Source organism: Providencia sp. PROV208 (assembly GCF_028479465.1).
GTDB lineage: Bacteria > Pseudomonadota > Gammaproteobacteria > Enterobacterales > Enterobacteriaceae > Providencia > Providencia alcalifaciens.
On the sequence record NZ_JAMPNS010000012.1, the window covers coordinates 203,327 to 215,406 of the forward strand.

Annotated in this window: 12 protein-coding genes and 1 pseudogene; 10 read left to right on the top strand and 3 right to left on the bottom strand. The window is 36.1% G+C overall.

Annotation, left to right across the window (positions count from 1 at the left end):
- Positions 1-14: 14 nt before the first annotated feature.
- Genes sctW through PR766_RS11185 form a run of 3 tightly spaced genes read right to left on the bottom strand, consistent with a single transcriptional unit; the run spans position 15 to position 3,575 of the window.
- Entirely contained in the window at positions 15-1,112 is a 1,098-nt protein-coding gene (gene sctW / locus PR766_RS11175; RefSeq protein WP_006659718.1) for a type III secretion system gatekeeper subunit SctW, read from the bottom strand.
- Positions 1,103-2,806, bottom strand: a complete 1,704-nt coding sequence (gene sctC / locus PR766_RS11180) for a type III secretion system outer membrane ring subunit SctC (RefSeq protein ID WP_154635965.1) — start codon at positions 2,804-2,806, stop codon at positions 1,103-1,105. Before sctC ends, sctW begins: the two co-directional genes overlap by 10 nt.
- Complete coding sequence (locus PR766_RS11185; protein ID WP_006663141.1) at positions 2,796-3,575, bottom strand: AraC family transcriptional regulator; 780 nt, start codon at positions 3,573-3,575, stop codon at positions 2,796-2,798. Before PR766_RS11185 ends, sctC begins: the two co-directional genes overlap by 11 nt.
- Positions 3,576-3,862: 287 nt before the next feature.
- On the opposite strand from PR766_RS11185, the pseudogene PR766_RS11190 reads away from it, so the two are divergent.
- The 10 genes and pseudogenes from PR766_RS11190 (at position 3,863) to PR766_RS11235 (ending at position 11,244) form a co-directional block, all read left to right on the top strand.
- Positions 3,863-4,986, top strand: a pseudogene (locus tag PR766_RS11190) (PrgH/EprH family type III secretion apparatus protein).
- A gap of 13 nt (positions 4,987-4,999) precedes the next feature.
- Positions 5,000-5,311 (top strand): EscF/YscF/HrpA family type III secretion system needle major subunit, encoded by a 312-nt coding sequence (locus PR766_RS11195; RefSeq protein ID WP_154635964.1) that lies wholly within the window; start codon positions 5,000-5,002, stop codon positions 5,309-5,311.
- A 55-nt stretch (positions 5,312-5,366) separates the two neighbouring features.
- Positions 5,367-5,660 carry a type III secretion system inner rod subunit SctI gene (sctI, locus tag PR766_RS11200; protein WP_006663144.1) on the top strand — a complete coding sequence of 98 codons (294 nt, stop codon included), beginning with the start codon at positions 5,367-5,369 and terminating at the stop codon, positions 5,658-5,660.
- Positions 5,661-5,663: 3 nt separating this feature from the next.
- On the top strand, positions 5,664-6,410 hold the full coding sequence (gene sctJ / locus PR766_RS11205; RefSeq protein ID WP_154635963.1) for a type III secretion system inner membrane ring lipoprotein SctJ: 747 nt from the start codon (positions 5,664-5,666) through the stop codon (positions 6,408-6,410).
- A complete protein-coding gene (locus tag PR766_RS11210) occupies positions 6,394-6,945 on the top strand; it encodes a hypothetical protein (RefSeq protein ID WP_006663146.1) in 552 nt (183 codons plus the stop codon). The genes sctJ and PR766_RS11210 overlap by 17 nt, the downstream gene beginning before the upstream one ends.
- Positions 6,923-7,567, top strand: a complete 645-nt coding sequence (locus tag PR766_RS11215; protein WP_006663147.1) for a hypothetical protein — start codon at positions 6,923-6,925, stop codon at positions 7,565-7,567. The genes PR766_RS11210 and PR766_RS11215 overlap by 23 nt, the downstream gene beginning before the upstream one ends.
- Entirely contained in the window at positions 7,557-8,039 is a 483-nt protein-coding gene (locus tag PR766_RS11220; RefSeq protein ID WP_036966389.1) for a hypothetical protein, read from the top strand. The genes PR766_RS11215 and PR766_RS11220 overlap by 11 nt, the downstream gene beginning before the upstream one ends.
- A gap of 339 nt (positions 8,040-8,378) precedes the next feature.
- Positions 8,379-8,807, top strand: a complete 429-nt coding sequence (locus PR766_RS11225) for a winged helix-turn-helix domain-containing protein (protein WP_006663149.1) — start codon at positions 8,379-8,381, stop codon at positions 8,805-8,807.
- Positions 8,808-8,833: 26 nt separating this feature from the next.
- Positions 8,834-9,259 carry a YbaY family lipoprotein gene (locus PR766_RS11230; RefSeq protein WP_006663150.1) on the top strand — a complete coding sequence of 142 codons (426 nt, stop codon included), beginning with the start codon at positions 8,834-8,836 and terminating at the stop codon, positions 9,257-9,259.
- A 251-nt stretch (positions 9,260-9,510) separates the two neighbouring features.
- Positions 9,511-11,244, top strand: coding sequence for an inverse autotransporter beta domain-containing protein (locus PR766_RS11235; RefSeq protein WP_154635962.1), 1,734 nt, complete (start codon positions 9,511-9,513; stop codon positions 11,242-11,244).
- Positions 11,245-12,080 lie beyond the last annotated feature (836 nt).

The window sequence follows — 12,080 nt, forward strand, 5'->3', positions numbered from 1 at the left end:
TATTTCCTATTAAATCATGGCTGTCTGCGCAAACGCTGTTCTTGCACTAACAGTTGAGCCATCTGTTTTTTTAATTGATCGAGTAATTCATCCCGCGCTTCCAATGAGTGAAAGACCGCTACAGGTATGATTGAAAATGCAATAATTAACAGCTGAACAAAGCGAGCACGTAAATCCGTCGTCATGATTTTTAATTGCTCATCAATAAAACTAATCAGTTTTTCGTTAAAACTCTCTTGGCTACGAATACCGCAAGTAAACAATTGGCTTAGCACTTTTTCTAAATGGCTCTGCTGTAATTCGACACTCTGGCGAAATAGACCTGATTGGAAAAATTGCTGACTAAATACTCGGTCTAAAGATTGCAATTCACGCAATCGACCAATTCGAGTAAAGAAACTCCCAAACTCACTGATATTAAGATCCCCTAAAGGGAGTGCTTGTAAATCACACGCGAGAGCACGCGCTAAATAACGCATCATGTTTTCACGCTGGGTCATTTCCATCTCTTCAACCCACTGTTCATATAGATAAACAACAGGACCGTCGTAACCAATAAACTCACGGTAGAGTGCTCTTAGATTTCCCGCGTTTTCACGTAAAGTTTGCGCAAATGCTTTTGCAATTAAGGCGATATTGACACCAGCTTGCGCAGCTCGCTGAGTATCCTCCGTAAGGAGCAATCGCTCTAACTCTTGTAAAGCCTCTATCTGTTCTTGCTTAAGTTTCTTTCGGTTAATCAGTGCAGCTAATACCATTAATAAATCACTGGGATCCGTGAAATACTGCAATAGAAATGCACGTAATTGCTGCGGAGTCATCATCTGGCGATTTAAAATCCCCTCAATGTGCAACACTTTTTCATCCGCATTATTTTCTAGGATGCGCTCTGCAAACTGCATCCACTCTTCATCCTGTCCTTGCTTTGAACCACTGCGACGAACGTGGCTCGCTGCAAGCATCGCCATGGAGGCATATTCGCTTGAGCTATCAATAACACCCGCACCACGGGCAACTTCATCGGAATCATCACGACTTTTTGCTGCTGCTCGGCTCTTGTCTTGCGTATTGAGCAGCATGCGATTGCCATAATTCAGTGGCGTTATTGCCATGAATCCCTCATATATTGCTGTAAGAACTCTACCGTGCCGTGAAGCTGGCTATTTTTTTGAGTAATGAGCGTTTTATCCGAGAATTGTCGTCCATCCCAAACCTCGTTTTCATCCAATAAACGCGGCTGGATAAGAAATAAGCGCACCATTTTTTGTTGGTTTGTTGAGGAATGACGAAACAGCCCGCCAACCCAAGGAATATCCCCAAGAAGTGGGATTTTACTTTCGTTATCAATATATTGGTCGCGTGTATAGCCACCGATTAACAAACTGCTATCTTTCGCAATACGTGCAACAGTATTGATGCTGGTTCGGTTAACAGAGGGCAACCCTTCGACGTTTGACGTTTTTCCGCTGCTATCTCGGCTTTCAGCACCATCTTCAATATTGACTTCCATCTCAACGCTTTGCCCACCAGAGATGCGAGGCATAACGCTGATCATCGTGCCGTAAGTGACCTGCTCAAGCGTCGCAATACGTTCACCTTGTAATTTGGCGTAGAAACTGGTGTTGTTATCAAATAATGCAGGCACATTTTCTTGAGTTAATAGAACTGGGCGCGAAACAATTTGGCTATTACCATTTTTGCTAAGCGCATCAATTTGAACTAAAAATTTACTGCTATCCGGTAATGTACTGCGGTTGAACGAAATAGACCCACCGCCCGCTTTAAAGGAACCGACCTCCCAATTCACACCTAAGTTATCCAACTCTGAGCGAGTGATATCAATGATCCACAAAGAGAGTTCCACTTGGCGGCGACGATTATCTAAATTTTTAACTAAATCTCGCACATAACGAATTTGGCTTTGGCTACCTTTTACAATCAAGCTATTGCTATCAGGATGGGCAACTAACGAAAATGCACTGTTCGATGCATTACCACGCTTCACGATGAGTTGACGATTTTCGACAGGACTACCACCGCCAATCGGTGTATCCATCAATGCATCAATGTCATCACCCGATGTATTGAGCTTGATAGGTTCAACATTCAGCGCTTCTTCAACGCTACCGCCCCCATTTTTAAACAAATCACTAATCACCGTTAGCATGCCGGGAACAGTGACGGATTGTCCTCTTAAAGAATAAGTACGATCAGTCACAGAAGCGTGTTTCAACGGAATAACGGCGACATTACCACTGCGTTTTTCTTCACTTTGGCTCTGTTCTCCAAGATATAATGCGGCGCCTTTAATCAACTCCACATAGAGCGGGGGACCCGAAACAAATAACATCGTATCGCCACCTTGAGAACGGACAGGGAAGCGAGCGTCATAAATGCCATTTCGTTGAATATAACTCAGTACCTGTTGGCTACTGACTTTCTGAGTTGGAATAATTAAGCTACGCATTTCACTGTTGTCGTAGACATAAATACCCGCACCATCGTCATACCACACCAACGCGATACGGCGCGTTAACGCTTTAAACATTTCATCCGCATTACCCAGATTAAAATTTCCCGTCACTTTCTTTTGAGAGGCTAATTTACTTAAAATAATGGGTTTATTAATACGCTCAGCAACAGCCTCAAAGACTTTTCCTACCGCAATATTATTAGCGACAAATGTATCGAGACTTCTTTCCTGTGTAACAGGTTCAGCAATCAACATCTCTGATTGCGCTGTATTGATATTTACACTCAGTAAAAACAGCGAAATAGCAACCGCTGTAAATTTTTTACTGTTCATATAACATTGCTCCAAGGTGCCTTATTTCTGATGGGGTAAGACCCAACTCTTTTTTTAAATCATTAGTAAAATGAGAGGCAGAGCAATAACCAGCTTCTAGCCCTACATCTAGAATGGAATGTTCACTTTCAATTAATTGCAAAATAGCCGCACCCATACGCACGCCCATAATTTTGCGCTTAGCTGTTTTATTAAAGTTTTCTCGATACAGTTGCCTGAAATAAGAAGCGGAAATACCATAGCGATCGCATAACTGATTTATATTGGCATTTTTATCTTGCTGAGCGGCTGAAATTAAAAAACGCATCATTCCATATGCTTCATAACGCCTTAATACATCACACCACTCTTCAAATAATGGTTGCTTTTTAATAATCATATCGATAACAACATTCTTTATTAAATTCGGTGATGATATTTCATCATCAAATAAAATAAATTCACCTAAATGACTATTGTCATTATTTTTTTGCGCTTTTTTTGCAAGAAAGGATTGTCCCATTGCAGTATCAATAATAGCGAGAGTTTCAACCAGTTCTGATAATCCCAGGGTATAAATATCCCATTGACTTTCATCTTCTGTTATTAGCTCATCATATTTGCAGATAAATATAACGGGTTTATCTACCTTAATATTTAATTTTGTATACAGAGATTTATAAAAAAGCGTCGCTGTATTTTTCTTTGGTATTGACAAGACCAATGTGTCTTGTAAAGAAAAGCAACTATTCCCACCCTCTAATAATTTAGCAATATCTTCATTCGACATTATAAATCAGTCCTATTCATTTGGCTTTTACTGAATCTAGAGTCAATGATCAAAACAAAAAAAACAAATGAATAGTCCGGAATAGATCGGAACACCTTACCAATATATAAAGTGTGAATGAATAAGATAAATTCAGCTGACTATTTCATCTATTTATATTTAACTACTGTCATTGAGTGGTGAATAACTCACCATTTTTATTAATTGAGATTGTCTTTATGATAGAACCAAAACTCCACACATGTATAATTAAAATTATTAGTGGACCAATGAGCGGTCAAGAACTAATGATTAATATTGATAAAAACATCATTATCACTGATAGAAACATTAGTTATAAAACAGAAATAGATGAAAATGGGTTTACTACGTATTATATTCCAAGTGAAAAGGAAAAGTGTGAATTTTCTATTCTTTCTGATCAAGAATCAAACAATGGACTTACAATTCATCTTACCCAAGAAAATAGTACACAGGTGTTTCCAATAACATTTCAAGACATATTATTGATTGATAGATTTCCATTTATCATCAAGAAACTAAATGATGAATGGAAGACGCATCATGCAGTCCGTGATCCCAATGAAATCCCAGTGATACACCCAGAGAACCATTCGGATTATATTAAAAGATATAAGGTTACTTTTAATAAAAAATGGTTAATACTTATTTTGTTATTTTTAACCATTATTTTATCAATAACCTTTGCATTCCAAATTAATCCAAAAAATGATGCTGAAAAACGTATTCAAAGTATTGATAATATATTGAAAGGTAGTCAACATCCAATTATATACACGCAAGGAAAAAATGGGAAAACACTTATTTTAGTTAGAACACAACGAGATGCAGACTGGAGCCAACAAATATTATTAAAAAAAATCATCCAGAAAATTATACGATCTTAAAGATAAAAAAACTTGAAGAAGAGATTGAAGAAAAACTGATAGACACTGTTCCTAACTTACTAAAGGTTGATATTGAAAATCCTTGCCAGCCAATTATTAGAGTGATTAAAAGTCCATTACCGAATAGCAATGAAAAAAATATTAATCAACTACTTTCAACATATTTTCATTGTTATAAGCAAAGTAAAATAGTAGAAACACCCTTTAACGAACTTATTAAAAAATCAGAACTAGGTTTAGCTGAAAGTAACGTTAAGTGGCAAAAAATAACCAAAGATAACAAAGTTATCTTTGTTATAAGAGATAGTTTAAATGATAAACAAACTCTCTCTTTAATTAGCTTCACAAATTCATTTAGTCAAAAGTGGGGAACTAAGCAAATTCAATTTTCCGTCTCCCTTGCCAATAATGAACTTGCTGGAAAATCGTTTATCACCCATACCAATGGTATTACTCTACTAGGGAATAATCATTGGTTGTTTAACTCAAACCAACCTAATTAGTAAGGCAATAAATATGGCAACTCCAGGTATTAGTAATGCAGAGGGCAATTGGGATGCATCTGCATTAGAACAAGCATCTACCACAGCAACAGATAACAAATGGGGCATGATGTATCGCAGCTCCGCTGGTATTAGCGAAAGAACTAAGACTATCGCTGATGAATTAAAGTCTATGATTGACAACCCCAATCTGGAAGTCGATAACCCGTTCGTTCTGGGTAAAATCACAGCTTTAAGCGGCAACTATAATATGGCACGTCAATTACAAAGTAACGTAATGAAGTCCATTAAAGATGCGGCACAAGCCATTATACGTAACGTTTAATTTTAATTTGAGCATCATATATCTTGATGCTCTTTATTATTTATAGGAAATATCTATGCTACCTATTTCATCAATAAGTCCTATTGCAACCGTGGTTGATACTGTTTCTCCTGTTTCAGTCTCATCTTTAGAAGAAACCGTTAAAAAACTATTTTCTGATTATGCAGCCAATGCAAGCACAGAAAAACAAAATATTATCGAAAAATCGAAGAATATTGATCCGAGTAATGCCGTACAAGTCCTAAATTTACAGGACCAAGTGGGTCAATACACGTTAGCCTTAAACATGATCAGTACGATTACACATAAAGTAACATCAAGTATTGATACTGTCATAAAAGCACAATAAACCATGAACATATTAAAAAAATTTTTATTGATTGGCTTTATTGGTTTATTGCTTGGTTGTGATAATCAATTATTACTGAGCAATCTCAGCCAACGCCAAAGTAATGAAGTTCTCGCAATTTTACAAGAACATGGTGTTGGTGCTAACCGTAAACAAGATTCCAAAAATGGAGACTCAATACGAGTAGCGCCCAATGATTTTGTCATTGCCGTTGACTTACTGCGCCAATATAACTTGCCATCGAAAGAGCCAGTGGAAATCATTGATGCCTTTCCTGGAGACTCTCTGGTCGCATCACCACAAGCAGAGCGTACACGACTCCTTTCACTCATTGAGCAGCGTCTTGAACAATCATTGCTGACTATCCCTAATGTCGTGAATGCCCGCGTACATGTAAGTTATCCTATTTCTGGCAATGGTCCGGTGAAACAAGCACAAAAAGTCTCGAGCTTAGTCACCTATTCTGGAAATGAAGACCCTAAGGTCATGATTAATAAGATAAAACTATTTCTAAATAATAGTTTTGTCGACACAACCTATGACAATGTTTCTGTCGTGATAGTTAGCCGTCCTCCTTTACTCTACCAAACCAAAAATGGTCCAACACCTGCATTTAACCCTGTCATTGCATCCGCTTTAGTCACAGCGTTAATTGGTTTGTTAATCGCACTCGGCTTGTATCTGTATCAACGCAATAATAAACAGCGCGAAGAAGAAACGGAGAAATCAAGCCATGCCCCTGTTGAGTAAACTACTCGTTGAGCAAAAAAATATTTTCTTAGCACCAGGAGAGTATTTTCACTCTGAGTTTATCGGTACGCACTATCATCAATTACCCCCACTGTTACAAAAACAGCAGAATTCTCAGCTTATTGAGCAATATCAGTTGGGGTTACCGAATGAAAATACGCCTATTTTGCCGAAGATCTTGGCAGATAATTGGTCACGAATACCCACCATCGCATGGGGCTTAGGTGTTATTCAACATGCATCTCCACTCCCTTGGTGGGGCGAGTTAACTCAATATCATCAATTACATAAACAATTTACTCATCCGTTATGGCAGAGCCAAATACGCCAGATTGAGACCCCCCAACAGTTACTTGCATTGGGTGCAGAGCAACTTTTAACGTGTTTAAACACATTCAGCCATTGCTATGCCACACGCGCGAAATACATGTTTAGTCGCAGCACACAGAAGGTAATGAATCATTCCGTCCGTGCCTTGCTACCTTGGAATATTATCGAAGAAACTTGCCATTATGTCAGAGAACACACAGCCTAATATCCAGCAAACCATCATTGAAGATGTGTTAATTAAACACCATGCTTTGAATTCTAACCGATATGCGCAATCTGTCGTTAAACACGCTCAACACAAAGCAAAAGATCATATCCAACATGCACAACAATCCGAGGAAACCCTTTATACCACTGCATATCAACACGGTTACCAAGATGGGTTGCAACAACTGTTGCAGGATTTTATTGCCGTATTAGAAGCAAGTGAAAAGCAATATCAATACACCGTCAGCAAAACTGAAGAACGCTTAACGAAAGTGCTAACACACTTATTTGCAGATTTGCGTTTGCAAGAAATCATTGCGGAATACTTTATACAGTTACAACCTGAAACTGCCAAGACACAATTGCACTTACCTACAGAGTTACAGACTACATTAGGAAAAAAAATTAATGGTATCAAGACATTAAACAGCCAAAACAATCATATTTCTCTAGAAGTTGGCAATAAAATCACTCATTTTTCACCCGATGTTGCCGCCAAAAATATACAACCACAAATCCTATCGATTTCGGCTCGTTGTCAAATACAACAGCAGCACAAGGAAGCTTATAGTCGCTTGATTCAGCAACTATCAATCTCAAGGAAGCATAATGAAAATTAATCCAAACTCACTAAATCTTTTATCAACACCGCGTACTTATGAAACTCCACCAGTAAGTACATCTGATCTACATACAAGAATGAATACCCGCAGGAAACCTAATCACATCATGAAAGACATACAAAATTACCACGAAAAAAACATACCTCACATTTCAGAGAATGCAGAAGAAAAATTAAACCTATTTATTCAAGAATTTACTAATCAAGATAGTCAAAAATCACAATTTCTTCTTGTGTTTAAAACCATGATTAATTTAAACCGTAAAGACAAAGAATCATTCATTGCAAACGTCGCACAGACATTAAAATCTTCATCTGAAGCCTCCCCGTCTTTATATAAAGATTTTACTAAATCACTTCAACGTTATATGGCAATAACATTCATGAATGCCCCATTTAAAGAGCAATTAAACAAAAATATGACGAATTTTAATATTGAAGGTGATGATGAGGATATAAATGAATTATAGCATATATAAACTGAATGATTAATTTCTCCTTCATTCTTATTCATATCATATCCCCCCCCTTCCGACGAATAACTATAAGCCTAGGTTATGTTTTTTATAATCTATGCTTTTTCATATTATCTTTTTCAAAAAATATAAAAAAACAAATTTGAAATTGATATATACAATCACTGGTAGTAGTTTAAATTTACATCACCAAAACACATTGTTTGATTTAAAAAAATGCTTTAATTTTTCATCTATCCGATACCTACTGTTTTTTTATATTGAACACTATTTTACTGGCAGTTACGATGTCTATATTTAATTCTGAATTGAACTATATTTGTGGGAAATATTATGAATAACATGGAATACAATAAAATAGAGCCAATGATGCTTTTATGCGGTCAAGTCGTGTATGACCCACTAAAAAGAACATTATCTCGTGGAAAAAGAACAGTAAATTTATCAGAAAATGAATCCTGCCTTTTAAAACTTTTACTATTAAAAACCAATAGTAAACGCGAAGTAATGCATGAGATTTGGGAAAAACGCGGAACCATTGTGACCGAAAGCAGTTATTACAAGCTTGTTAGACAGTTACGCCAATCCTTCAAAAAAGTAGAATTAGATGAAAACTTGATAATGACACTACCAAGGATTGGTGTTTTATACACAGGCGAAAAATCAGAAATGCCAATTTTATCAAGGTCTAATGAACAAAAAAACATGTACTCATATGTTCGTTGTTTCTTCCAAAAAGTATTTAATCGCTCGTTTCAATAAGATAGCCTTACCATAGAAGATTAATCATGCCAAAAATTGTTATATCAAAAAATATTCTACATTCTCTATTTATATTGACCTGCTGCTTATTTCTATTTGCATGCAATAACCCCATAAACAAAAAAGAAAATACATTTAATATTCAGGGTGACATCTATAGCCAATCTCACGATATTCCAGGAGAAGCATTAGTCACACTCTCTGTTACAGAGATAAATGGGAATAGTTATTCAGAAAAAAGTCATTACGATTATACGATGACTACACGTAAACCAAGCCGCACTGTGAATTTTTCAATTAACCTACCTGAAAAAATCTCAGCCAAAAATCGTTACTTTGGTTTAAGTATACGTATTGAAAAAAATGGTGAATTATTAATGATGAGTAATCAGATTACGCCACTAAATAAAGATTCATCAGATAGATTATCACTGCGTGTCAATAGCCTTTAAACCAACATTATAAAACCTTATTAAATTAGAACACCTAGCAGGAATTCGATTAATTCTTTTTATTTCCAAACTATTCAATAAAAAATGGAATAAATAGCAAATATAATCATCTTGAATAAATCAGAGCGGTGCCTTCTCCCCATTTAATTCGATGCATCAATTTAACATTCGAATTAAATGGGTCATCGTGATTCTTTTCAACAAACACCTCTGAATTCTATTATGCCAATCTTATTTATTGGAGTTATTTCATGTATTACAGGTCAAGGAATTTAATTCCTCGTCGTTTAAAATTCACTGCATGGATAAACATAGCGATACAAATTAGCTTCCCACTCGTGTCGATCTTCATCCCAATGGTAGCAAGTGCCTTTACTGAAGATAGAAATAAGCATCAGAAGCCATTATCGCAGAATAATAAATATTTTTTCTTTAAAGAAACGCAAGCCTATACCTTACAAATTGGTGAGACAACAAGAAGCATTGCTGAAAAATACCATATAAACCTACAGCAACTCCAACAGCTCAATCAATTTAGAACGTTTGCTTATTCTTTTGAGAATATAAAACCGGGCACTGAAATTGATATTCCCACTTCACCTTTATCACCACGTGAACAGGAGAACCTACGACCTATAGTGGCACCTGAAGCATCCACTGAAAACCAACTTATTTTGGCACAGTTTGTCTCAAAGACAGGGCAATTTTTCACAACTAAACCCACAAATGAAAAGACCAAAGCCTTTGCGCGTGAACTCGTCACAACTACAGCAAGTAGCTACCTACAAGATTGGTTTAATCATTTTGGAAGTTCACAGATTAAACTCGAAGCAGATAAAAAGTTCTCATTAAAAAACTCACAAATTGACTTACTGCTTCCACTTTACGAAACAGAAAATAATTTATTGTTCACCCAAACAAGCTTGCACCGTAAAGAAGGACGTATCGAAACCAACCTTGGATTAGGGACTCGTTGGTATGGTGAAAACCAGATGATCGGTGGAAATAGTTTTTTTGACTATGATATCTCTCGTAAACACTCCCGTTTAGGGTTAGGTGTCGAGTACCGCCGTGACTTTTTAAAACTTTCCGCTAACAGCTACCACCGATTAAGTGGCTGGCGTAATTCCCGCGATTTAGCCGATTATTCCACTCGCCCTGCTAATGGTTGGGATCTTCGAGCTGAAGGCTGGCTACCCATTTATCCACATATTGGGGGTAAACTGACATATGAACAGTTTTATGGAGAAGAAGCCGCTCTATTTGGTATTAAAAATCGCCAAAATAACCCTTATTCAATTACAGCTGGCATTAATTATACCCCAATTCCATTGATCACATTGAATGGAGAACATCGTCAAGGTAAGGCGAGTAAGCAAGATTCGCGTATTGGTTTAAAGCTGAGCTACCAATTTGGAAAATCGTTCAAACAACACTTAGATCCTGATGCAGTCGGAGAATTCCGCTCGTTAATGGGCAATCGTTATGACTTTGTCAGTCGCAACAACCATATCTTGTTAGATTACAAAAAAAACGACACTATTTATCTCAACATGAACGCATCCATAACAGGTATTTCAGGGGAAAAAATCCCCCTGAAATATACCATTAATAGTCAATATGGTTTTAACCGCATCAATTGGCATGCCGATAACCTCGTTGCTGCTGGCGGTCAAGTTATTGATGAAAAAAACGGTGCGTATAGCATTATTCTCCCGACCTATAAATCCGGAGGAAAAGTACAAAACCGCTATACCATAAACGCTGTTGCGGTTGATTCGAAAGGTAATATTTCTCCAAATGCTATATTACAAGTACAAGTTACACAACCTACTATTTTTTCTGCTAATAGCCCTCTTACACCTACAATCAATTTAGTTACGAACGGTACACCAGCTTTTACAGGCATAAAAGATAACAAACCAGCGAGCAAGCTGTTAAAAAGGGCAGACCCATATATACATAACAACCACCACAAGATTTGAAGAAACACACTCTTTTCATTTTTACCCTAGAAAATTGTAATACCGATATAGTGCTCATAAATTATTAGTGATTTTTAGATATACCTATAAGTCATAATATGAGTTTAGTCACATCTATATAATGGTTTTCAAATCAAAAAATGTAATGAAAAATCCTTTACTACTAAAGTAGCATACTGCTTAGTAACAATTTGACTTAAAAGGACTGATGGTCATTTTTAATGCCAATCATCATAAAAAGCACTCAATTATCTTTTTCATTTTGAGTGCTAAAATAACTATCACGCTAGAAACAAAAAAATACAACTCATGAATAAGGATATTATGACTTTCATCGTAACACTATTACTTGGCATATTTGAAAGAACAACAAAAAATCGATCAAATAATGATCCTCCTAGTTTGACTCATTAGTGGAATAAACTTATAGCATGAAAGAAACAAACCAAATTAAGGGTAATTAAATATAAAAACCCAATATTGTTAATATTTTATTTCCTGTTTTTTTGGCATCAAATATCGAAATATGGCAAATTTCCAACACATCATGCCGATCAAAAACAATACATTAAAATTTACATTTGTTCTAACATTACGTAAATTCAAATTCAAATCATTGAAAATGATAACTTAATTTTAAGATTAAATATTTAAGAAAAATAATAATAGGTATGTGGATATTTAAAACGTCATTTTGAGACTAATTGAAAACAATTATAAGTATAGTATATCATTCAGTGAGTGGCACTTGATGGTCACTATATATTTAACCAAAAATGAAAAAACACAGATTATATTAAATGTCATTTATAGAATCTGAGAACCCACATTGATTG

What these genes read in the sequence shown, in the direction of transcription:
- sctW (WP_006659718.1), bottom strand. Translation starts at nt 1,112, where the DNA reads ATGGCAATAACGCCACTGAATTATGGCAATCGCATGCTGCTCAATACG.
- PR766_RS11185 (WP_006663141.1), bottom strand. Translation starts at nt 3,575, where the DNA reads ATGTCGAATGAAGATATTGCTAAATTATTAGAGGGTGGGAATAGTTGC.
- PR766_RS11230 (WP_006663150.1), top strand. Translation starts at nt 8,834, where the DNA reads ATGCCAAAAATTGTTATATCAAAAAATATTCTACATTCTCTATTTATA.
- PR766_RS11210 (WP_006663146.1), top strand. Translation starts at nt 6,394, where the DNA reads ATGCCCCTGTTGAGTAAACTACTCGTTGAGCAAAAAAATATTTTCTTA.
- PR766_RS11235 (WP_154635962.1), top strand. Translation starts at nt 9,511, where the DNA reads ATGTATTACAGGTCAAGGAATTTAATTCCTCGTCGTTTAAAATTCACT.
- PR766_RS11225 (WP_006663149.1), top strand. Translation starts at nt 8,379, where the DNA reads ATGAATAACATGGAATACAATAAAATAGAGCCAATGATGCTTTTATGC.
- sctI (WP_006663144.1), top strand. Translation starts at nt 5,367, where the DNA reads ATGCTACCTATTTCATCAATAAGTCCTATTGCAACCGTGGTTGATACT.
- PR766_RS11220 (WP_036966389.1), top strand. Translation starts at nt 7,557, where the DNA reads ATGAAAATTAATCCAAACTCACTAAATCTTTTATCAACACCGCGTACT.
- PR766_RS11215 (WP_006663147.1), top strand. Translation starts at nt 6,923, where the DNA reads ATGTCAGAGAACACACAGCCTAATATCCAGCAAACCATCATTGAAGAT.
- sctJ (WP_154635963.1), top strand. Translation starts at nt 5,664, where the DNA reads ATGAACATATTAAAAAAATTTTTATTGATTGGCTTTATTGGTTTATTG.
- PR766_RS11195 (WP_154635964.1), top strand. Translation starts at nt 5,000, where the DNA reads ATGGCAACTCCAGGTATTAGTAATGCAGAGGGCAATTGGGATGCATCT.
- sctC (WP_154635965.1), bottom strand. Translation starts at nt 2,806, where the DNA reads ATGAACAGTAAAAAATTTACAGCGGTTGCTATTTCGCTGTTTTTACTG.